Annotated in this window: 20 protein-coding genes; 15 read left to right on the top strand and 5 right to left on the bottom strand. The window is 63.5% G+C overall.

The features are described 5' to 3' along the window. Window positions 1-36 precede the first annotated feature (36 nt). From GMST_RS06350 to GMST_RS06335, 4 genes are all read right to left on the bottom strand, one after another. Window positions 37-1,251, bottom strand: coding sequence for an IS256 family transposase (locus GMST_RS06350; RefSeq protein ID WP_183353780.1), 1,215 nt, complete (start codon window positions 1,249-1,251; stop codon window positions 37-39). 457 nt (window positions 1,252-1,708) lie between these two features. Beyond that, complete coding sequence (locus GMST_RS06345) at window positions 1,709-2,380, bottom strand: hypothetical protein (RefSeq protein ID WP_183353779.1); 672 nt, start codon at window positions 2,378-2,380, stop codon at window positions 1,709-1,711. A gap of 63 nt (window positions 2,381-2,443) precedes the next feature. Then, the gene (locus tag GMST_RS06340; RefSeq protein WP_183353778.1) at window positions 2,444-2,638 is read right to left on the bottom strand and encodes a hypothetical protein; all 195 of its coding nucleotides are present in this window, start codon (window positions 2,636-2,638) and stop codon (window positions 2,444-2,446) included. 8 nt (window positions 2,639-2,646) lie between these two features. Further along, on the bottom strand, window positions 2,647-3,183 hold the full coding sequence (locus GMST_RS06335; RefSeq protein ID WP_246399212.1) for a hypothetical protein: 537 nt from the start codon (window positions 3,181-3,183) through the stop codon (window positions 2,647-2,649). A gap of 165 nt (window positions 3,184-3,348) precedes the next feature. On the opposite strand from GMST_RS06335, the gene GMST_RS06330 reads away from it, so the two are divergent. Then, a complete protein-coding gene (locus GMST_RS06330) occupies window positions 3,349-3,828 on the top strand; it encodes a peroxiredoxin (protein WP_183353777.1) in 480 nt (159 codons plus the stop codon). A gap of 166 nt (window positions 3,829-3,994) precedes the next feature. On the opposite strand, the gene GMST_RS06325 is transcribed toward GMST_RS06330, so the two are convergent. Next, the gene (locus GMST_RS06325; RefSeq protein ID WP_183353776.1) at window positions 3,995-4,366 is read right to left on the bottom strand and encodes a hypothetical protein; all 372 of its coding nucleotides are present in this window, start codon (window positions 4,364-4,366) and stop codon (window positions 3,995-3,997) included. A gap of 370 nt (window positions 4,367-4,736) precedes the next feature. On the opposite strand from GMST_RS06325, the gene GMST_RS06320 reads away from it, so the two are divergent. The 14 genes from GMST_RS06320 to GMST_RS06255 all read left to right on the top strand — a co-directional run bounded on the left by GMST_RS06320 (window position 4,737) and on the right by GMST_RS06255 (window position 20,004). Next, window positions 4,737-5,108 carry a GreA/GreB family elongation factor gene (locus GMST_RS06320; protein WP_443093439.1) on the top strand — a complete coding sequence of 124 codons (372 nt, stop codon included), beginning with the start codon at window positions 4,737-4,739 and terminating at the stop codon, window positions 5,106-5,108. A gap of 201 nt (window positions 5,109-5,309) precedes the next feature. After that, complete coding sequence (locus GMST_RS06315) at window positions 5,310-6,509, top strand: GspE/PulE/PilB domain-containing protein (RefSeq protein WP_183353775.1); 1,200 nt, start codon at window positions 5,310-5,312, stop codon at window positions 6,507-6,509. A gap of 144 nt (window positions 6,510-6,653) precedes the next feature. Beyond that, window positions 6,654-7,070 carry an NADH-quinone oxidoreductase subunit A gene (locus tag GMST_RS06310; protein WP_183353774.1) on the top strand — a complete coding sequence of 139 codons (417 nt, stop codon included), beginning with the start codon at window positions 6,654-6,656 and terminating at the stop codon, window positions 7,068-7,070. A 103-nt stretch (window positions 7,071-7,173) separates the two neighbouring features. Continuing rightward, a complete protein-coding gene (locus tag GMST_RS06305; protein WP_183353773.1) occupies window positions 7,174-9,558 on the top strand; it encodes an NADH-quinone oxidoreductase subunit B/C/D in 2,385 nt (794 codons plus the stop codon). Between the two features lie 29 nt (window positions 9,559-9,587). Continuing rightward, window positions 9,588-10,091, top strand: a complete 504-nt coding sequence (gene nuoE / locus GMST_RS06300) for an NADH-quinone oxidoreductase subunit NuoE (RefSeq protein WP_183353772.1) — start codon at window positions 9,588-9,590, stop codon at window positions 10,089-10,091. 9 nt (window positions 10,092-10,100) lie between these two features. Then, window positions 10,101-11,363 (top strand): NADH-quinone oxidoreductase subunit NuoF, encoded by a 1,263-nt coding sequence (nuoF, locus tag GMST_RS06295; protein WP_183353771.1) that lies wholly within the window; start codon window positions 10,101-10,103, stop codon window positions 11,361-11,363. A gap of 214 nt (window positions 11,364-11,577) precedes the next feature. Further along, a complete protein-coding gene (locus GMST_RS06290; protein WP_183353770.1) occupies window positions 11,578-13,560 on the top strand; it encodes a 2Fe-2S iron-sulfur cluster-binding protein in 1,983 nt (660 codons plus the stop codon). After that, window positions 13,557-14,546 carry an NADH-quinone oxidoreductase subunit NuoH gene (gene nuoH, locus GMST_RS06285; RefSeq protein WP_183353769.1) on the top strand — a complete coding sequence of 330 codons (990 nt, stop codon included), beginning with the start codon at window positions 13,557-13,559 and terminating at the stop codon, window positions 14,544-14,546. Before GMST_RS06290 ends, nuoH begins: the two co-directional genes overlap by 4 nt. Window positions 14,547-14,586: 40 nt before the next feature. Then, a complete protein-coding gene (locus GMST_RS06280; RefSeq protein ID WP_183353768.1) occupies window positions 14,587-15,036 on the top strand; it encodes an ankyrin repeat domain-containing protein in 450 nt (149 codons plus the stop codon). Between the two features lie 143 nt (window positions 15,037-15,179). Then, window positions 15,180-15,731: an NADH-quinone oxidoreductase subunit NuoI gene (gene nuoI, locus GMST_RS06275; protein WP_183353767.1), complete on the top strand. Its 552-nt coding sequence runs from the start codon at window positions 15,180-15,182 to the stop codon at window positions 15,729-15,731. 20 nt (window positions 15,732-15,751) lie between these two features. Then, window positions 15,752-16,237: an NADH-quinone oxidoreductase subunit J family protein gene (locus tag GMST_RS06270; protein ID WP_183353766.1), complete on the top strand. Its 486-nt coding sequence runs from the start codon at window positions 15,752-15,754 to the stop codon at window positions 16,235-16,237. Next, window positions 16,234-16,542, top strand: a complete 309-nt coding sequence (gene nuoK / locus GMST_RS06265; protein WP_183353765.1) for an NADH-quinone oxidoreductase subunit NuoK — start codon at window positions 16,234-16,236, stop codon at window positions 16,540-16,542. Before GMST_RS06270 ends, nuoK begins: the two co-directional genes overlap by 4 nt. Window positions 16,543-16,602: 60 nt before the next feature. After that, complete coding sequence (gene nuoL / locus GMST_RS06260) at window positions 16,603-18,489, top strand: NADH-quinone oxidoreductase subunit L (RefSeq protein ID WP_183353764.1); 1,887 nt, start codon at window positions 16,603-16,605, stop codon at window positions 18,487-18,489. A gap of 42 nt (window positions 18,490-18,531) precedes the next feature. Continuing rightward, complete coding sequence (locus tag GMST_RS06255) at window positions 18,532-20,004, top strand: complex I subunit 4 family protein (protein ID WP_183353763.1); 1,473 nt, start codon at window positions 18,532-18,534, stop codon at window positions 20,002-20,004. Window positions 20,005-20,047 lie beyond the last annotated feature (43 nt).

Here is a 20,047-nt window from a genome sequence, read left to right as displayed (position 1 = left end):
GGGGGTGTAAAGGATTTTGTGTAAATGTCCTATCGGCTACATAACGGGCATTCTACCTTCGTAAATGATCGAGAACTGGTTTAGGGCTAGCCTCCACCCCGGGATCGCTCTGCACCAAGTCTTGGAGACGTTCCTAAACGCCAAGTAAAGCAGCTTGAACATCGCTTCGTCGTTCGGGAAGGAGCCTCGGTTTTTCGTTACCTTCCGGACCGACATGTTCAGTGATTCAATGGTGTTGGTGGTGTAGATGGCCCTTCTGATCTCGGGAGCATAGGAGAAGAAGGGAATGATATTATCCCAGTTCCTCCGCCACGCTTTCGATACCGATGGGTATGTCGGATCCCATTTTGCCTCAAAAGCCTCCAGGTTCATCTCTGCCTGCTGTGCCGTCGGGGCCTGATAGATTGTCTTCAGGTCCTCAGCAACTTCTTTCCATCGTTTTCTGGAAACGTAATTCATGCTGTGACGGACCATATGTACGATACAAAGCTGAACCTGGGTGCTCGGGAAAACCGCTTCAATTGCTTCAGGAAAGCCTTTGAGACCGTCGACACATGCGATGAAGATATCCTTTACGCCTCGATTTCTAAGTTCCGTGACCACCTGGAGCCAAAACTTGGCACCTTCATTTTCGGCAGTCCACATCCCAAGGATCTCCTTCATCCCTTCAGCGGTGATGCCTATGCCGAGGTAGACTGCCTTGTTAATGACATGTCCATTGTGACGGACTCTGACCCTGATGGCATCCAGGTACACGATCGGGTAGACCTCATCTAAAGGCCGATTCTGCCACTGTTTTACTTCATCTGCTATGGCGTCAGTGACCTGTGAAACAAGTGCCGGCGACACCTCGACCCCGTACATCTCCTGAAGATGGCTTTGGATGTCACGGGTGGTCATCCCCCGGGCGTACATAGAGATGATCTTGTCGTCAAACCCGGTAAAGCGACTCTGCCCTTTCGGCAGAATTAGTGGATCGAAACTCCCATTGCGGTCTCGCGGCACTGTGACCTCAAGGGTGCCGAACTCACCTTTGACGGTCTTCTTATAGGTCCCGTTGCGTGAGTTGCCGCTGTTATTGCCGTCTGGAGAATGCTTTTCGTAGCCGAGATGATCCGTCATCTCGACCTGCATTGCCCGCTCCAGGACACGCTTAGTCAGCTGCTTCAGAAGGCCGTTTTCGCCAACTATGTCTTCTGGTTTCTTGCAGTCCTTAATCAAAGCATCAAGCAATTCATCTACACTGGCCATCGGCTCCCTCCTATCGAGTGGGTTCTAACCGAAAATGGCCATTTACACAAAGGATTTTACAGGCCCGGCTGGGGGACCGGCTCCGGCAGGTGCCTGTCTCCTTTTGGCTATCTGGAAAACTGAGGAACGCGGCGCACCTGTGCTTCGTGAGGTAAGAACATAGCAGCCGGTAGTCACGTCCCTCCCTTTGGAAAAGGGAGGACAGGAGGGATTCGATTTTTGATCAAAAGTTCTTGCACTTACGAGGTGCCATCATGTCAAAGGCGAATCCCCCCTGCCCCCCCTTTTCCAAAGGGGGGGAACGTAAGAGCATCTCTCGCCGACTAAAGATTGGGCATCCCTGGAACTTCCCTGATGAAATTTGACGGCCTGCTGAAGCCAGCTTACGCGTAAGGGACAAAAAAAGAGGCACCCAAAGGGTGCCTCTTCTGACGATCCGGGCAGCCAGCTAAGCGGATCAGGTGACCGGCGTAGTGACGATGGGCGACCACGGGCCGGGGCCGTCTTCCCGGAGGTACCTCATGCGGAAAAAGACGTTGCCTGGCTCCAGCCCCTCGATGACCATATTGGCAGGATCGAAGTAGATCCCCTTGTGGCGCCAGTGTGCCTCCACCGCAGGGTCCTGAGTATTGATATGGATCTCCTGGATGATGGCACTCATCATGTTGCTGACCGTGCCGAGGACTTTGCTCGGCTCCGCAAGGTTTTCAACCCGGAAGTCCGTAGGGGGACCCAGTGGTGGTTTTTCCCTCGGGGTGCTTCTCCTTTCCACGGTGAGGTCGTAGCCGGTACTGAGAAGCACCGCGGGGTCGCGAAAACTTGCCGACTCCAGAGCCGAGGCCATTTCATCCAGCAGTGCGACAAGTTCTTCGGCGAGCTTTTCCCGTTCCCGGATCTGGCTCCTGGCGCCGTCCGTCGCCACCTGATAGCCACCCTCGTACCTGTCCGTTGCCTCGAACAAACGTTGCCGGAGCGGACCATACATCGCCCAGAAGGCTTCCGAGATGTACGTGTTGTCCGTGAGCCCCCGCTTAACCCTCAAGCAGAAATTGAGCAACGGAGTTGGTGTGAAGTTCCGGAAATTCCTTTTGATGCGCTTCTTGCCCGATTTCGACGTTTTCCCTGCCATCGCCACCTCCTTTACACCCGTTTTAGCTGGAAGCGGATCCGCCCGAGCCGTTGCAAGCCAATATTAGGCCTGCCTAATTTTGCCGAGCATTGAGGAGATGTCAAGGATACGAATGTTGGTAACGGAGAAGGCCTTCGCCGCGGGCTCGGCGCCGTTGGCGAGCTGCAGGGTTACGGTGGCGATGTTGCCACTCTGGCTGACCCCGGCCAAGGCGGAGCTCGCGATGGTGATGTCGAGATACTCGGAGCTGTAATGCACCGCAGGGGTCAGCGCAGCACGAGCCAGGCGCTGCCGGCGGCGGCCGTATAGAGGCCGACACCGAATGGGCTGGAGAGGGCGACCTTGATATCCTGCCCCGAGGGGATGGAGCTGTAGCTGAACAGGTAGATGGCGGCGTACATGGAGAGGGTGTGGAAAAGATCGGCGCGGAACCAGCGCCCCCAGTTGCAAAAGAGGTAGTAGGCGACCAGGTTCAGCGCCAGCGGTGCGAGAGCCGAGGGGAGCGCCGCGATGGCGTGGGGGCGGCTGATGGTGACCGAGCCCAGGCGCCAGCCGCCACGCCCCGGCTCCCGGTGCGGAATGACGCTGAAGCCGACAGGACGCCCGCCGGTAATGAGCGCCACCACCAGGTGCGCCAGTTCGTGCAGGATCGTCCCGGGGAGCGCCCAGAGGATCAGCCAGAGTGCGCCGGCGCGTCCCACCCGCGCCTGCAAAACGGCGAGCGTGATCACGAGCAGCACCCCGGCAAAGTGATACCACGGCTCTCCCTGCAGCAGAAATTGATGTACCGGCGCTGTGCTCACGGATCCCCCTTCGACTTGAAGCGGGCGCAGCATAGCGCGAAACGGGCGGCGAGGCAAGCTAAGCCGCAGCAATAGCTTGCCTTTCCATCCTGCTCTGCTATTGTTAGTCCCGCACACCCGCTCTATTCATGAGATAAGGGACGTACATCACCATTGGAGGAAAACATGGCATTTTTGGAAGGGCAGGCTGCGCCCGACTTCACCTTGGAGGGGAGCGACGGCAAGAAACACTCGCTCAAGGATTTTGCCGGGAAGATCCTGGTTCTCTACTTTTACCCCCGGGACAACACCCCCGGATGCACCGCCGAGGCGGTCGGGTTCGGCAAACTGCTGCCGCTCTTCGAACAGTTGGGCGGGGCGGTGGTGGGGGTCAGCAAAGACACCTTGAAGTCCCACGACAAGTTCATCTGCCAGTACAACCTTCCGCTGTTGCTCCTCTCGGACCCGGATGCCTCGGTGATGAAAGCCTACGGCGCCTATGGCGAGAAGATCCAGTACGGCAAGACGACGTTGGGAACCATCCGTTCCACCGTGGTCATCGCCCCCGACGGCACGATCATCAAGCACTGGCCCAAGATCCCGAAGGCCGCGGAACACCCGGACAAGGTGCTCGACTTCTTCAAGATGCTCGCCAGGGGCCGCTGAACCTGAGGCATCCCTCAAGTGCTGCCTTGGGCACTCGCCTGCTCGGACAGATTTAAATGAACACAAGATCGGCCCCTGGGCGTTCACGCGAAGGGGCCGATTTCTTCTAGCTTTACGTGTCAGCAGCCGGAGCTGTCACCCCGGCCTCGCATGCTTACAGCGGAACTCAGTCGACGTAGTTGTCGTTGGTCTCGGCGTCCAGGATCCTCAGGAGGGTTTCCGGGGTGTAGGGGCACTCGGTGCAGGTGATTTCGGTCTCCGAGTTTTTGGGCGGCGTCCAGAACACCTTGAACTCGCCGTCACGCTCCACCTTCTTGGCCTTGCCGTTGGACCGGCGCTCCACCGTCTTCCACATCTCGTCCTGGTCGATGAGCTCGAACCCGGAGATCTGGCTTGAGTAGTTCAGGTTGTCCAGAAAACGGGTCACCAGGTCGAAGTCGATGAAGTCCTCCTCGTTGCGCCACCATTTGATGAAGATCCGATCGCCATGGGAACTTCTCTCTTGCTCGATTGCCTTAACCAGTTCGTAACCTTGCATGTCCAACCTCCTTTGGGCAGCGTCACTCACAGCGCCCTCCTCTTAGCTCCTCCTATATCTCATTGTATGCTTCCAAAGGTAAAATCTACAGGATGTTTTGCACCTTTGAGCTGGAAAACGGTCCTGGCTTAGCGATTGGCCCAGCCGACTCGGCTGGTGCAATTCGGGGGTGACATCCGGGCCAGGATCGTTATACTATCCCGCTCTTCCCCGCCCGGCGGGCCATCCACACAGTCAAGGCAGGTGCACCATCGCAACAACACGCAAGCAAAGGATCCATCGTCTCATCATAAACCGCCTCAGCGCGGACCTGGCGCTCTTCGCGGCAGCGGCCAAGGCCGCGCACGAGGCCGCCATTCACGAAGAAAACGTGCCGGACAACAAGTACGACACGCTCAGCCTGGAGGCCTCCTACCTCTCGCAGGGGCAGGCCAACCGGGCCCAGGAGATCAAGTCCGCCCTGCACGCCTACCGGACCCTGGAACTCCAGCAGTTCTCCGACGACACCCCGATCCGGCTCACCGCACTGGTGACCCTGGAGGCGGAAGACGGCGAGACGCGCACGGTGTTCATCGGACCTGAAGAAGGGGGGATGAAACTCGACCTGGAGGGGTGCGAGGTGCTGGTGATCACCCCGAACTCCCCCTTGGGGCGGGACCTGATCGGCAAGACGGTGGGCGACGAGGTGGAGCTCGGCAAGGGGCGCGAGTGCAAGGAGTTCGGGATCACCGGGGTGAGCTGAAGCACTCCCGGGAGACGCCGCTGGCGCCCGGCTCGAGCCCGCGTTTGGCGCCACCCGCTGGTCAGGCCTTGCACAGAATGGAGGGAGCTGCCAATTGGCTGTTGACAACAGTCTCAGGGAATTCTAAATTAACGCCGATGTTATGAAACTGTAATAAGTGCCGGCACCGGTTGCGGGGCACGTACCGCAGGAGGCCACTCGGTGAAGCTCGGGGAATTGCTGGTTCGCGAAGGGAAGCTCAGCTCGGCTGATGTCGAGGAGACGCTGAAAGGTCAGGCGATCTTCGGTGGCCGTTTCGGCACCAACCTGGTCGAGATGGGGCTTCTGGACGAAAACGAACTGGCCATGTACCTCGGCCGCAAGACCGGGGTCCCCTACGCGCGCCCCGAGCAGTTCCTCGACATCCCGCCGCAGGTGATCCAGGTGATCCCGGAAGAGGTCGCCAAGAAGTACCGCGTGGTCCCGCTTTCCCTCACCAACCGCAAGCTCGCCCTGGCCATGGCCGACCCCTCCGACTTCGGCGCCATCGACGAAATCTCCTTTGCCACCGGCTTCATCGTGGTGCCGCACATCGCACCCGAGCTGCGCATCGTGAGCGCCCTGGAGAAGTACTACCGGGTCCGGCGCGAACTGCGCTACATAACGGTCGCCGGCGGCGGCCGCGCCAGGAACCGGCTCTCCCCCCAGGCGAACCTCGCCGCAGCGCCTGCCGCTCACCTGGCCGCCGTACCCCAGCCGGCACCGGCACCGGCACCGGCACCCGCAGCGCAGGCCGAGCCGGAAGAGATCGACATCTTCGAGCTCGCCCCCCTCGAGGAGGCGGAAACCTTCGCCGACCTGGAGGAACTCGGTGCCGAGCCGTTCCCCCCTGCCGTCGCTTCCTGGCAGGCGGCCCCGGCCCAGGCCGAACCCGATTTTTCCCTGGAGGGGATGCTTCGGGGGCTCACCGAGGCGCCGGACCGGCACAGCATCGGCGCACTGGCAGTCGGCTACCTGGGGCGGCAGTACAGCCGCGCGGCGCTTTTCCTGGTCAAAGGGGACCGGGTGAACGGCTGGGTTGCCCAGGCGGGAAACGCGCAGCTGCCGGAGGTCGAGAAGCTTTCCATCGCGCTCAACGAGCCGAGCGTGCTGCGTGCCGTGGTGGAGAGCAAGACCCACTACCTCGGGTCGTTCCCGCTCACCCCCTGCAACAACGCGATGCTGGCCGCGCTCGGTGCGGGACCCTCGCTGAACCAGTTCCTGGCTCCCCTGGTCATGATGGGGAGGGTCGTGGCGATCCTCTACGTGGAAGGCGGGTCGAGGCCCTTGGATCGGGAGAGCAACGACCTGCTCAGGCTCATGGGGAAGATCTCCCTCGCCTTCGAGATCCTTATTCTAAAAAACAAGATCATCTCTACCTAGCACCAAACGCGATATGACCGAGGTTCATTATAAGTTAAATTAATTGAGCAGCCGCAGCACCCGCGAATTGACTTCACCAGCCTCTACGCTAGATTTATACGGGTATCGGACGGACTACTTTCTCATTGGAATGAAAGGTTCACCATGCCAGTCACCGCACAGCAAGTCGAGTTTCTCCCGCTTGCCATCTACACCTTCATCGCGGTGGCCCTCATCTTCGCCCTGCTCGGCGCAGCGTACTACCTGGGCTCGGGCAAGGACTCCCCGGACAAGGGAATCCCCTACGAATCCGGCATCGTCCCCAGCGGCGGTGCCCGTCACGCCTCGCAAGTCCCCTTCTATCTCATCGCCATTTTCTTCATAGTCTTCGACGTCGAGGGTGCCTTCATCTACACCTGGGCCACCGCGTGGGACCTGTTGGGTATCCAGGGGATGGTCCACATCACCATCTTCATCGTGGTCCTGTTGCTGGGGCTCGTCTGGCTCTGGATCAAGGGGGGCCTCGACTGGGGCCCCACGGCGATGAAAAGGCAGGCTGAGGTTAAGGTTAAGGTCGAGTGAAACCGCGGCGCGGCCCGACTCTACCGATTTCAGCGGAGGCCTTTAAGCCTTTTCTCAACCTCAGCCTCAACCCTAACCTGATTCTCTTTATTGGAGCCCGCTTTTGAGCCAACCGGAAGACGAGAAAATACCCGATAATGTACTGCTCGCCTCCCTCGACGACATGATCAACTGGGGGAGAGCGAACTCCCTCTGGCCGATGTTCTTCGGCCTCTCCTGCTGCTTCGTCGAAATGATGACCTCGTTTACCTCCCGCTACGACATCTCCCGTTTCGGCGCGGAGGTGCTCCGCGGTACCCCCCGGGAAGCCGATCTCATGGTTATCGCCGGCACCGTCTTCAAGAAGATGGCGCCGAGCATCTTGCGGCTCTACGACCAGATGGCCGAGCCGAAGTGGGTCATCTCGATGGGGAGCTGCGCCAACTCCGGCGGCATGTACGACGTCTACTCCGTGGTCCAGGGGGTGAACCAGATCCTCCCGGTGGATGTCTACATCCCGGGGTGTCCGCCGCGTCCGGAATCCTTCCTGGAAGGGCTCATGCTCCTGCAGAAGAAGATCAGGAGCGAGGAGCGGCCGGCGCGCCCGGTGCTGCGCATGCAGGGGGGGACCCAGGGGACCTGCGCCCCGATCCTCATCGACACCCTCACCAAGTCGCGCGACACCCGCGGCCCCGGCATGGAAGGGGTCGCCATCCGCGGCACCGCGATGCAGCACCCGACCTTTGCCGCACCGCGCTCCGACGAGATCTGGCGCCCGTCCCAGCCGAGGCTCGAGTTCCCGGACTACGACCTCGCTGCGGAGCTTAAGGAGCGCTTCGGCGACCGGGTCCGCATCGACCCCGAGGCGCGCGACATGCAGACCCTGCGCACCGAGCCCGAGCTGGTGCCCGAGCTCCTCGAGCACCTGAAGAAGCGCCCCAAGGGCGCCTTCCGCCGCCTGGAGGACATCGGGTGCGTCGACGAGTCCTGCCGCCGCGACCGCGCCTGCTACAAGGACTTCACCGTCAACTACCACCTGACCTCGTTCGACATCCCGGGCAGGATCAGGGTGAAGACCGAACTCGAGGGAGAGTATCCGGAGCTCCCGAGTGTCACCCCGATCTTCCCGGCCGCCAACTGGTACGAGCGCGAGGCCTACGACATGTTCGGCCTGCGCTTCGCGGGTCACCCGAACCTGACCCGCATCCTGATGCCGGCCGACTGGCAGGGGCATCCGCTGCGCAAGGAGCACCCCTCGCGCGCCACCGAGCTCCCCCCCTACACCGTGGAGGATGCGCGCCGGCACTTCGCCGTCCCGGCCAGCGACCTCTTCGAGCGGGTGGACGAGGAGACCCTGCTTTTGAACCTGGGGCCGCAGCATCCGGGTACCCACGGGGTGGTCCGTTTCGTCTTGAAGCTCTCCGGCGAGGAGATCGTCGACCTGCACACCGATTTGGGGTACCACCACCGTGGCGCCGAGAAGATCGGCGAGCGCCAGAACTGGCACCAGTTCATCCCGTACACCGACCGGGTCGACTACCTGGGGGGCGTGCAGAACAACATGGCCTACCTGAACTCGGTGGAAAAGCTCTGCGGGGTCCAGATCCCCGAGCGGGCCCAGTACATCCGGGTCATGCTCTGCGAGCTGTTCCGCATCGCCAACCACCTGGTCTGGCTCGGGACCTTCGCCGCCGACATCGGCGCCATGACCCCGGTCTTCTACACCTTCACCGACCGCGAAAAGATCTTCAACGTCATCGAGAGCGTGACCGGCGGGCGCATGCACCCCGCCTGGTTCCGGATAGGCGGCGTGGCCGACGACCTCCCCGAAGGGTGGCTCGAGAAGGTGAACGACGTCCTGGCCTGGCTGCCGGCCCGCATCGACGAGTACGACCGGCTCTTGACCGGCAACCCGATCTTCCGGGCGCGCCTGGAGGGGGTTTCGGCGATCAGGGTGGACCAGGCGATCGAGTGGGGGATCTCGGGCCCCAACCTGCGCGCCTGCGGCCTCGCCTGGGACCTGCGCAAGGTGATGCCCTACGGCGGCTACGAGCGTTTCGACTTCGAGGTCGCCACCGCAAGCGGCGGGGACTGCTTCTCGCGCTACCTGGTGCGCATGGAAGAGATGCGCCAGTCCATGAGGATCGTGCGCCAGGCGGCCGACGGGATGCCGGCGGGGCGCTGGGTCTCCGAGGACTACCGCTACACCCTGCCGCAAAAGCGCGACACCCTGAACGACATCGAGTCGCTCATCCACCACTTCGTGAACAGCGCGCGCGGCATGTCGCCCCCCAAGGGTGAGTGCTACGCGCCGATCGAGGGGCCCAAGGGGGAGGCCGGCTACTTCGCGGTATCCGACGGGATCCACATCCCCTACCGGATGCGCATCAGGACCCCGACCTTCGCCCACATCCAGTCCCTGCCGGTGTTGAGCAAGGGGTGGATGGTGGCGGACTTCCTGGCGATTTTGGGATCCCTGGACTTCGTCCTCTCCGACCTGGACCGCTAGACCATCAACGCAACGGAGTGCAGTAAGGCATGATCCCTGAGCAACTGAGAAAATCCCTCGAGGCACGCGTCGCCCACGCCTTCAGCGCGCGCGAGGCCGCGGTCGACGTGATGAAGGACCTGCAGTTCCACTACGGCTGGCTCACCGACGAGGCCGTGGGGGAGGCCGCCGAGATCCTCGGGCTGTCGCGCCTGCAGGTGGAGGAACTGGCCACCTTCTACGAGATGATCTACCGGCGCCCGGTGGGGAACAAGATGATCCACATCTGCGACTCGATCTCCTGCTGGAACGCGGGGTACGAGAAGATCCTGGACCACCTGAAGGCGCGGCTGGGGGTCGAGGTGGGCGGCACCACCGCCGACGGTCAGTTCACCCTGGTCCCCTGCTGCTGCATGGGGCGCTGCGGCGACGGCCCCTTGATCTCGATCGGCTCCACCATCTACGACCACCTCACCCCCGAACTGGTCGACCAGGCGCTGGAGATCGAGCGCCTAAGCGGCACGGCCGCTCCGGACCACAAGGGACAGGCATAGAAAGGCTCAATGGAACAGGTACTTTTTAGACATAACCGTCCGGGGCGGGTGGTCACCTTCAAGGAGTACTGCGACGAGGGGGGCTTCAACGCGCTGCGCAAGGCGATCTCGGAGATGACGCCCAACGAGGTGCAGCAGGCGGTCATCGATTCGGGGTTGCGCGGCCGCGGCGGCGCCGGGTTCTCCACCGGCCGCAAGTGGTCCTTCGTGCCGCGCGACCTCCCCGGCCCGCGCTGGCTCATCTGCAACTGCGACGAGATGGAACCGGGGACCTACAAGGACCGCGTCCTTTTGGAACACAACCCCTACAGCCTCATCGAGGGGATCACCCTCGCCTGCTATGCGCTGGGGGTGCGCCACGCCTTCATCTTCATACGGCGCGGTTACGAAAAGGCGGCCAACAACCTGGCCCGCGGGCTCATGGAGGCGAAGGAAGCGGGACTTCTGGGGCAGCATATCCTCACCAGCGAGTTCTCGGTCGACATCGATCTGCACCTCTCCGCCGGACGCTACATCTGCGGCGAGGAGACCGCGCTCATCAACGCCCTGGAGGGTAAGCGCCCCAACCCGCGCTCCAAGCCCCCCTTCCCCGCCACCAAGGGGCTTTGGGGCGGTCCGACCGTGGTGAACAACGTGGAGACGCTCGCCAACGTTCCGGCGATCATCGCCAAGGGGCCGGGGTGGTTCAAGGGGCTCGCCCGCAACGCCGAAGGTGCCGGCATGAAGCTCTTCTGCGTAAGCGGCGCCGTGCAGAACCGCGTCTGCGTCGAGCTCCCCATCGGCACCCCGCTGCGCGAGATCATCGACGGCCCCTGCGGCGGCATGAAGCCGGGGACCAAGTTCAAGGCCTGCATCCCCGGCGGCGCCTCGACCCAGTTCCTGACGCCTGAGCACCTCGACGTGCCGATGGACTACGACACCGTCGCCAAGGTCGGCTCGCGCCTGGGCTCCGGCGCCATCATCATCTTCGAGGAGGGGTGCTGCCTGGTGGCCGCCACCTTGAACCTGATCACCTTCTTCGCCCGGGAATCCTGCGGCTGGTGCACCCCGTGCCGCGAGGGGCTCCCCTTCGTGAAGGAGGTCCTGACCCGGATCGAGGCGGGCGGCGGCGAGGAGCGCGACATCGAGATCCTGCGCGAACACGTAAAGTACCTGAACTACACCTTCTGCGCCCTGGCGCCGGGGGCCATGGCACCGCTGGACGGGCTGCTCAGGCACTTCGAGGCGGAGCTGCGCGAGCACATCGTCCAGCACAAGTGCCCGTTTAAGTGAGTTTGCCTTGAAAACGCGAGTGACGACCAAAAGTCCCCTCTCCCCCTGCGGGAGAGGGTCAGGGTGAGGGGGAAGGTGCCACCCTCACCGCCGATGGCGACTTCACCCACCCCCTGTCCCCCTCCCGTCAAGGGCGGGGGGACTCGGGTTCCACGACATCGGCAGGAACCTAATGAAGTGCAGTTGGGATTGACACTGACAAGCAAGGAACGTAATGCCGAAGCTGATCATCGACAATTTGCCGGTTGAGGTGGCACCGGGAACCACCGTACTCGAGGCGGCCCGCAGCATCGGGATCACCATCCCGCACTTCTGCTACCACCCTGCCCTCGCGCTGGCGAGCGCCTGCCGCCTGTGCGCCGTGAAGATGCTGGACGGCCCGGTGAAGGGGATCCAGATGTCCTGCTCGCTCCCGGCGCAGGACGGCATGGTGGTCTCCACCACCGACCCCGAGGCCCTGAAGATGCGCGCCCTGGTCATCGAGTGGCTCATGATGAACCACCCGCACGACTGCCCGGTCTGCGACGAGGGTGGCGAGTGCCTGCTGCAGGACTTCACCATCGCCGGCGGGCACAGCCGGCGCCGCTACCAGGGTGACAAGCGCACCCACAGGAACCAGTACCTGGGCGAGCACGTCTACCACGAGATGAACCGCTGCATCCAGTGCTACCGCTGCGTCCGCTTCTACCAGGACTACGCCGGCGGCACCGACTTCGGCGTGACCGGGAGCGCGGGAAGGGTCTATTTCGGCCGCTTCGAGGACGGCCCGCTCGAGTCCCCCTTCTCGGGGAACCTGGTGGACATCTGCCCGACCGGCGTCTTCACCGACAAGACCGGGCGCTACCGGGCGCGCTACTGGGACTACCAGTTCTCCCCCTCCATCTGCCAGCACTGCTCGGTGGGGTGCAACCTGGCGCCGCAGGCCTTCCAGCGCGAGGTGATCAAGATCGTGGGGCGCCGTAACGACCAGGTGAACAGCTGGTTCATCTGCGACCGCGCCCGCTTCGACAAGAAGGGGATCAACGACCCCTCCCGCCCGCGCGAGCCGAAGGTGGACGGGGAGGCGACCGACTACGAGACGGCACTCGACGCGCTGGCCGCGCGTATCTACGACTTCCTCGAGGTGCACGGGCCGGAGAGCCTCGCCTTTGTCGGCTCCTCCCGGCTCTCCCTGGAGGGGTGTCTCATGCTGGGGGAACTGGCGGCGAATTTCGAGGCCGCCGCGCTCAGCTTTTACGGCGACCCCGCCGAGGCAAAGGGGAGCCAGTTCGCGACCGAGCTCCTCACCGAACAGAACGTGGCCGCACCGGCGGATCTGGCCAGCGCCGACTGCATCGTGCTCCTCTCGGTGGACCTCATGAACGAGGGACCGATGCTGGCCCCCTTCATCCGCAAGGCGTCGCTCACCGGCACCAAGGTGTACCGGGTGGACGCCCCGGCGCTCCCCAGCGAGCAGCGGCTCCCCTTCGACTGCCTCGACGCGGCGACGCTGGCCGAGGTTCCGCTGGAAACCGCATCGCGGGCCATCGTCGTCTGCCACGCCGCCCGCACCCCGCACGAGGAGCTCGCTCCCCTCGCCGCCAAGGGGGTGCGCCTCGCCGTACTGCAGCCCGGCCCCAACGGTTTCGCGGCGGGCCTGGCCGCCCGCAAGCACGGCGCGGTTCCCTTTGCCGAGGTACTCGCCGCCAAGAAGGTGCGCGGCATCGTCGCCTTCGAAAGCGACCTCTCCGCGGCCAACCTGAAGGGGGTCACCGTCTTGGGGTGCGCCGACTGGCGCACTTCGGAACTCGCCCAGAAAGCCGGCGTCTTTCTCCCGACCACCACCTGGATGGAGTCGACCGGGACGAGCATCAACTTCGAGGGGCGCGCCCAGCGCTTCGAGCGCACCTTCCGCCCCGGGCTCCCGCTTAGGGGGCTGGACGCCAAGTACTACGCGCAGTCCCGCTACGGCGAGCCGGCGCCCGGTCAGCCCGAGGTGCCGCCGCCCCAGCCCCCCCGGATCCCGCGCGGCGAGATTCCCGGCGGGCAGGAGATCGAGGCCTGGAAGGCCATGGCGCGCCTCTTGGAAAAGCTTGGTGGCGAGCCGATCGTCGAACCGCTCACCGGCAGCTGGCGCCCGCTGCGCGAGATGGACCCGGAGGCGGGCGGAGAGCGGATCTTCGGCCTATTCAAGAGCTCGGAGCCGGATACCCTATGACCTGGAACGCCGTCGACATAGCGCTCATGCTGGGGAAGATCGTGGCGCTCTACGCCATCATCCTCACCTTTGCCGCCTACCTGGTGCTGGCGGAGCGGCGCATCCTCGCCTGGATGCAGGACCGCATCGGCCCGAACCGGGTCGGCCCCTTCGGCCTCATGCAGCCCCTGGCCGACGTCATCAAGATGCTCACCAAGGAGGACATGATCCCCAAGGCCGCGGACCGGCTCCTCTTCTCGCTGGCGCCGGCCATGGCGGCCATTCCCGCGATCCTCACCTTCTCCGTGGTGCCGCTTGGCGCGCCGCTGCACCTCTTCGGGCGCGAGGTGGCGCTGCAGATCACCGACCTCGACGTGGGGGTCCTCTTCTTCCTGGCGCTCTCCGCCATCGCGGTGTACGGCATCGCGCTTGGGGGGTGGGCCTCCAACTCGAAGTACGCGCTCTTGGGGAGCATCAGGGGCCTGTCCCAGCTGATCTCCTACGAGCTCTCCATGGGGCTCTCGCTCGTTCCGGTGGTGATGCTCTCCAAGTCCTTCAGGCTCTCCGACATCGTGAACGCCCAGGCGGACATGCCCTTCATCGTCTACCAGCCGCTGGCCTTCGTGATCTTCCTGGTCAGTATCTTCGCCGAGTGCCGGCGCATCCCGTTCGACCTCCCGGAGGCCGAGGGGGAACTGGTGGCCGGGTTCCACTCCGAGTACTCCGGGATGCGCTTCGGGCTTTTCTTCGTGGGGGAGTACATCAACATCATCGCCTTAAGCGCGCTCGCCTCGCTCTTCTTCCTGGGCGGCTGGCGCGGGCCGCTTTTGCCGCCGATCGTCTGGTTCTTTCTCAAGGTTTTCGTCATCGCATTCCTGTTCATCTGGGTAAGGGGGACTCTGCCGCGACTTCGCTACGACCAACTGATGCACCTGGGCTGGAAATTTCTGACACCGCTTGCGCTCCTTAACATCCTCGCCACCGGCTGGTGGCTTGCTTTACGATAAGGCGCCGTGTTCTCATGCAATCTCACCAAAGGAGGATCTGATGAAGACAACTGTTGAAATCGGAGATGGAGAGGGGTTCATGCAGCAGGTGGATCTGGCGGACCGTCATGGGCATACTGCGCTCATGATAGCTGCCAGGGATGGAAAAGTGGCCGAGGTGGAAGATCTGTTGCATCGTGGCGCCAACCTGAGCGCCAAAAGTGACAAAGGGAAGACGCCGCTGCACTACGCCGCGGCCAACGGCAGGGCCGACGTGGTTCACCTCCTCTTGAGCCGCGGCGCTCAGGTGGATCCCCGCGACCGCGACGGGCACACCCCCTTGATGCTCGCCGCGAACTACGGCTGCGACCAGACCATCCAGACCCTCATCTGGCACGGCGCCGATCCGCTGGCCATGTCGAACTCCGGCAGTACCGCCATGGTGTACGCAGAACACAACCAGCATCCCGAATCGCTGCAGATCCTGGTGAAGTCGCTGAAACCCCACTGAACCGACGGCCCTTGAGCCACAACCTCCTTATCCGGACCTTCCGCACCGCGGGGATGGGGTTCGCTCCATCCCCCGGCTCTTCCGGAAGCACTACCAGCCGCGGCTGAATGCCACGGTGCCCCGACCCTGGGCGCAGGAAACCGATGAGCATACTGAGCGACATAAAAGAAACCGTAACCGGCATCGGGGGGATCCTGACCGGCCTCTCCATCACGCTGCGTCACATCTTCCGCAAGCCTGCGACCGTGCAGTTCCCGGAAGAGAAGCGTCCCATGCCGGAGCGCTTCCGCGGCAGCATCGTCTTGACCCGCGACCCCGACGGCGCCGAGCGCTGCGTTGCCTGCTACCTCTGTTCCGGGGCCTGCCCGGTCGACTGCATCTCGATGGCGGCCGCCGAGGCCGAGAACGGCCGGCGCTACGCCGCCTGGTTCCGCATCAACTTCGCGCGCTGCATCCTGTGCGGCCTGTGCGCCGAGGCCTGCCCGACGCTCGCGATCCAGATGGCTCCGGAGATGATCCCGTCCAAACGCCAGGTTATCGACTGGGTCTACGAGAAGGAGGACCTCCTGATCGACGGCACCGGGAAGGACCCGAACTACAATTTTTACCGTCATGCCGGGATCGGTGTGGTGAGCCCGCGCGGCGGCAACCCCGGCGAACAGCCGCCGGTGGACGTTAGAACCCTGCTCCCCTAGGAGCCCGAGGCAGGAGTCTCATGGAAGCGACCCTTTTCTACATCTTGGCGTTGGTCACCCTGGTCGGGACCGGCTTTGCCATCACTGCCCGCCAGGCCGTGCGCGCCATCGTGTACCTGGTCAACTCGTTTTTCGCGCTGGCCCTGATCTTCTACCTTTTGGGCGCCCCGCTGGTGGCAGCCTTCGAGGTGATCATCTACGCCGGCGCGATCATGGTGCTCTTCCTGTTCGTCATCATGATGCTCGATTTGGGGCACCCCGAACGCATGAAGTCGCCCCGGCTCGTGGACTGGATCCCGGCCCTCGTGCTGGTGCTGGTGACCGCCGCGTCGGTAGGTGTGCTGGCCGCTCAGCACCACGCGCAGCCGCTGGCGGCGTTCCATGGCATCTCGGTGCGCCAGTTCTCCCAGACCCTCTTCCAGCGCTACGGTGTCGCCGTCGAGCTGGTCTCGCTGCAGCTCCTCTTCGCGCTGGTGGGGGCCATCTATCTCGGGAGGCGCAGATGACCATCCCGCTTTTTCACGTGCTGATACTGGCAGCTCTCCTCTTCGCCATGGGGCTTGCCTGCACCATCGCCTGGCGCGCCAATGTCATCATGATGCTGATCGGCATCGAGATCATGCTGAACGCCGTCATGCTGACGCTCGTCGGAGGTTCCTCCCAGTGGGGGATGGCCGACGGGCAGATCTTCTCCCTCATGCTGATGGCCCTCACCTCCTCCGAGGTGTCGCTGGCCCTCGCCATGGTGGTCTACCTGCACCGGCGCAGGCAGTCGGTCGATACCGACGACTTCAACAGCATGAAGGGGTGATTCCCCCGGCAGCCAAACCCGCGGGGCCCTCCCCGTTAGACGAATTCGGACCCCAAGCCTATGACGACCTACCTCTCACTCATGCTGCTCATCCCGCTCCTTGGTGGAGTGCTGAACGCCCTGGTCGGCAGGAACCTGCCGCGCCGGCTGGCCGAGTCGCTCGCCTGCGCCGCGGTCTGGGGGAGCTTCGTTTGTGCCGTGTTGGCGGCCCTCGCCTACCGCGACCCGGAGAAGGTCGTGGTGGCTACCTGGTTCCAGGCCTTCGATCTGGCGCTCCCCCTGTCGTTCTACCTCGACCCGCTCTCGCTGTCGCTTTGCCTGATGATCGGCTTTGTCTGCGGGCTTATCCACCTCTACTCGGTCTTCTACATGGCAAGTGAGGCAGACTACGCCCGCTTCTTCGCGCTCTTGAACCTCTTCGTCTTCGCCATGCTCACCCTGGTCCTGGCCGAGAACCTGGTGCTTCTTTACCTCGGCTGGGAAGGGGTCGGCTTCTGCTCGTATCTCCTGATCGGTTTCTGGTACACCGAGAAGGAGAACGCCGACGCGGGGCGCAAGGCCTTCATCACCACCAGGATCGGAGATACCGCCCTCATGGTGGCGCTCGCCTGGCTGTTCCAGCTCTTCGGCACCCTTTCCATCACCCAGGTGAACGGCATGGGGTTCCTGGTGCCGGCAGGGATCGTCACCGCGCTCGGGCTCCTCATGCTGGCCGGCGCCATCGGGAAATCCGCCCAGCTGCCGCTCATGGTCTGGCTTCCCGACGCCATGGCCGGCCCGACGCCGGTCTCCGCCATGATCCACGCGGCGACCATGGTGACCGCCGGGGTCTACCTCCTGGCGCGCATGTATCCGCTGATCGGCGCCTCGATCGTTACCACCTCCGCCATCGCCGTCGTGGGCGGGCTGACCGCCTTCTACGGTGCCAGCTGTGCCCTGGCCCAGCGCGACCTGAAAAGGGTGCTCGCCTTCTCGACCATCAGCCAGATCGGCTACATGATGCTTGGCGTCGGAGCCGGCGCCATCACCGCCGCCACCTTTCACCTCCTGGTGCACGCCTTCTTCAAGGCCCTGCTCTTCTTGGGCGCCGGCTGCGTGATCACCGCCATGCATCACGAGCAGGACATCTTCAGGATGGGAGGGCTGCGCCGCACCTTGCCGGTCACCTTCTGGTGCTTCCTGGCCGGCGCCGCCTGTCTGGCCGGACTGCCGCTCACCGGCGGCTTCTTCAGCAAGGACAGCATCCTCAGCGCGCTCTGGATAAAGGGGACCCCGCTTTCCGAGGCCCTGTACTTCCTGGGGCTCTTGACCGCGCTCATCACCGCCTTCTACAGCTTCCGGATGGTCTACCTGGTCTTCTTCGGCAGCAACGCACACCCGCACGTGCACCACGTGAAGAGCGACATCCTCGCCATGGAACTCATCCTGATTCCGCTTGCCCTGCTCGGGCTCTTCGGCGGCATCCTGGATCTCCCCGGGTACCTGGGTGGCGGCTTCCTCGGCTCCTTCTTCGGCTCCTTAAACGGCGCCCACCCCGTCGAGCCCTCGCACACCGAGGAACTCGCGCTGCAGGGGATCGCGGGTACCCTGGCCATCGCCGGCGTCTTCGTGGCCCACGTCCGTTACGGCGGCGCGGCGCGCGAAAACCGCCTGCAGGAGTCCCTCCTGAAGCCCGCGCCCCTCGTCGCCTTCCTGTTTAACGGCTGGTACTTCGACGCGCTCTACCAGGCCCTGTTGATCCGCCCCTACCAGGCGCTCTCCCGGGTGCTCTGGCAGCAGGTCGACGAAGGGGTCATCAACCGCGGCCTGGACGGCCTGGCGAACGGCGTCGGCAGCACCGGAAGCTGGCTCGGGCGCTGGACCACCGGACAGGTCGCGGTGTACCTCTTGAGCTTTGCCGCCGGTGGAGCCCTGCTCCTGGGTTACCTTGCCTGGCGTTCACTCTAACTAGCATCAACCGGCGCGTTGCGCCTTACCGGATGAGACGGCATGAACCCTGACTTCCCGATATTGACACTGCTGCTCTTCCTCCCTCTGGTCGGGGGGGTGTCGGTCGTCCTCTTGTGGCGCAGCCCGGCGACCGCACGGGTATTCGCCCTGCTGACCGCACTGGCCGAACTTGCGCTCGGCGCCTGGCTCGGCAGCGCCGCCCCTGCCGCCGGCCCCACCGGGTATTTCCTGTACCAGGATCTCCCCTGGATCGAGCGCTTCGGCATCCGTTATACCCTGGGGATGGACGGCATCAGCCTCGTGCTGGTTCTTCTGACCGCCTTCATCACCGTGATCGCCATGCTCCTTTCCTGGCAGGAGATCAAGGAGCGGGTGCCGCTCTACTTCGCCCTGCTGCTCGCTACCGAGACCGGGATCCTCGGCGTCTTCCTGAGCCTCGACCTCTTCCTCTTCTACCTCTTCTGGGAGGCGATGCTGATCCCCATGTTCTTCCTGATCGGGATCTGGGGCAACGGGCGCAAGCTGTACTCTGCGGTGAAGTTCTTCCTGTACACCTTCATCGGCTCATTGCTCATGCTGGTGGCCATCATCGCCCTGTACCTCATGCACGGCGCCCAGACCGGCAGCTACAGCTTCGCCCTTGCCGAACTGGTGCACACCCAGATCCCTTACACCACCGGGCTCTGGCTCTTTGCCGCGTTCCTCCTGGCGCTGGGGGTCAAGTTCCCGCTCGTTCCGCTGCACAGCTGGCTCCCCGACGCCTACTGCGACGCGCCGTCCGCGGGAACCGTCGTCCTGGCCGGGATCCTGGCCAAGACCGCGGCCTACGCCCTGATCCGCTTCACCTATCCGCTCTTACCCGATGCCGCGCGCGCCTTCACCCCGGTCATCTACGTCTGCGCCGTCGTCGGCATCGTCTACGGTGCCTGGATCGCCTTCGCGCAGAAGGACATGAAGCGCCTGGTCGCCTATTCAAGCGTGAGCCACATGGGGTTCATCGCCCTTGGGATCGCCGCCTGGAGCCCGGTCGCGCTCTCCGGCGCCGTATTGCAGATGGTGAACCACGGCATCACCACCGGCGCGTTGTTCGTACTGGTCGGGATGCTGTCCGAAAGGACCGGGGACCGCGAGTCGCTTAACTACGGAGGGTTGTGGGGCAAGGTGCCGGTACTGGCCTTCTTCTTCCTGTTCTTCAACATGGCCTCGGCCGGTCTGCCGGGACTCAACAACTTTGTGGGAGAATTCCTGGTGTTGGTGGGAACCTTCCGGGTAGCCCCGGGAGCGGCATTGGGGGCGTTTTTAGGGATCGTGCTGACCCTCGTCTACACCGTGCGGTTGGTGCAGGACATCCTTTTTGGCACCCCGAGCCAGCCGATGAGTGTGAGCGATCTCAGCCTGCGCGAGAGCGCGACCCTGGCCTCCTTGGCAGTAATAGGCGTCTACCTCGGCGTCCACCCCGCGCCGGTTCTCGACCTCATCAAGGTGCCGATCGCTTTACTGACAAAGGCCTAGGATCAAAATCTTTAACACAGAGGACACAGAGGGAAAACCGAGG

Origin of the sequence: Geomonas silvestris, from assembly GCF_014193515.1 — a bacterium.
GTDB lineage: Bacteria > Desulfobacterota > Desulfuromonadia > Geobacterales > Geobacteraceae > Geomonas > Geomonas silvestris.
Note: the sequence above shows the minus strand (reverse complement) of the source record. Positions and strands in the feature narration are given on the sequence as shown.

What these genes read in the sequence shown, in the direction of transcription:
- GMST_RS06350 (WP_183353780.1), bottom strand. Translation starts at nt 1,251, where the DNA reads ATGGCCAGTGTAGATGAATTGCTTGATGCTTTGATTAAGGACTGCAAG.
- GMST_RS06345 (WP_183353779.1), bottom strand. Translation starts at nt 2,380, where the DNA reads ATGGCAGGGAAAACGTCGAAATCGGGCAAGAAGCGCATCAAAAGGAAT.
- GMST_RS06330 (WP_183353777.1), top strand. Translation starts at nt 3,349, where the DNA reads ATGGCATTTTTGGAAGGGCAGGCTGCGCCCGACTTCACCTTGGAGGGG.
- GMST_RS06325 (WP_183353776.1), bottom strand. Translation starts at nt 4,366, where the DNA reads ATGCAAGGTTACGAACTGGTTAAGGCAATCGAGCAAGAGAGAAGTTCC.
- GMST_RS06310 (WP_183353774.1), top strand. Translation starts at nt 6,654, where the DNA reads ATGCCAGTCACCGCACAGCAAGTCGAGTTTCTCCCGCTTGCCATCTAC.
- nuoE (WP_183353772.1), top strand. Translation starts at nt 9,588, where the DNA reads ATGATCCCTGAGCAACTGAGAAAATCCCTCGAGGCACGCGTCGCCCAC.
- nuoF (WP_183353771.1), top strand. Translation starts at nt 10,101, where the DNA reads ATGGAACAGGTACTTTTTAGACATAACCGTCCGGGGCGGGTGGTCACC.
- GMST_RS06290 (WP_183353770.1), top strand. Translation starts at nt 11,578, where the DNA reads ATGCCGAAGCTGATCATCGACAATTTGCCGGTTGAGGTGGCACCGGGA.
- nuoH (WP_183353769.1), top strand. Translation starts at nt 13,557, where the DNA reads ATGACCTGGAACGCCGTCGACATAGCGCTCATGCTGGGGAAGATCGTG.
- GMST_RS06280 (WP_183353768.1), top strand. Translation starts at nt 14,587, where the DNA reads ATGAAGACAACTGTTGAAATCGGAGATGGAGAGGGGTTCATGCAGCAG.
- nuoI (WP_183353767.1), top strand. Translation starts at nt 15,180, where the DNA reads ATGAGCATACTGAGCGACATAAAAGAAACCGTAACCGGCATCGGGGGG.
- GMST_RS06270 (WP_183353766.1), top strand. Translation starts at nt 15,752, where the DNA reads ATGGAAGCGACCCTTTTCTACATCTTGGCGTTGGTCACCCTGGTCGGG.
- nuoK (WP_183353765.1), top strand. Translation starts at nt 16,234, where the DNA reads ATGACCATCCCGCTTTTTCACGTGCTGATACTGGCAGCTCTCCTCTTC.
- nuoL (WP_183353764.1), top strand. Translation starts at nt 16,603, where the DNA reads ATGACGACCTACCTCTCACTCATGCTGCTCATCCCGCTCCTTGGTGGA.
- GMST_RS06255 (WP_183353763.1), top strand. Translation starts at nt 18,532, where the DNA reads ATGAACCCTGACTTCCCGATATTGACACTGCTGCTCTTCCTCCCTCTG.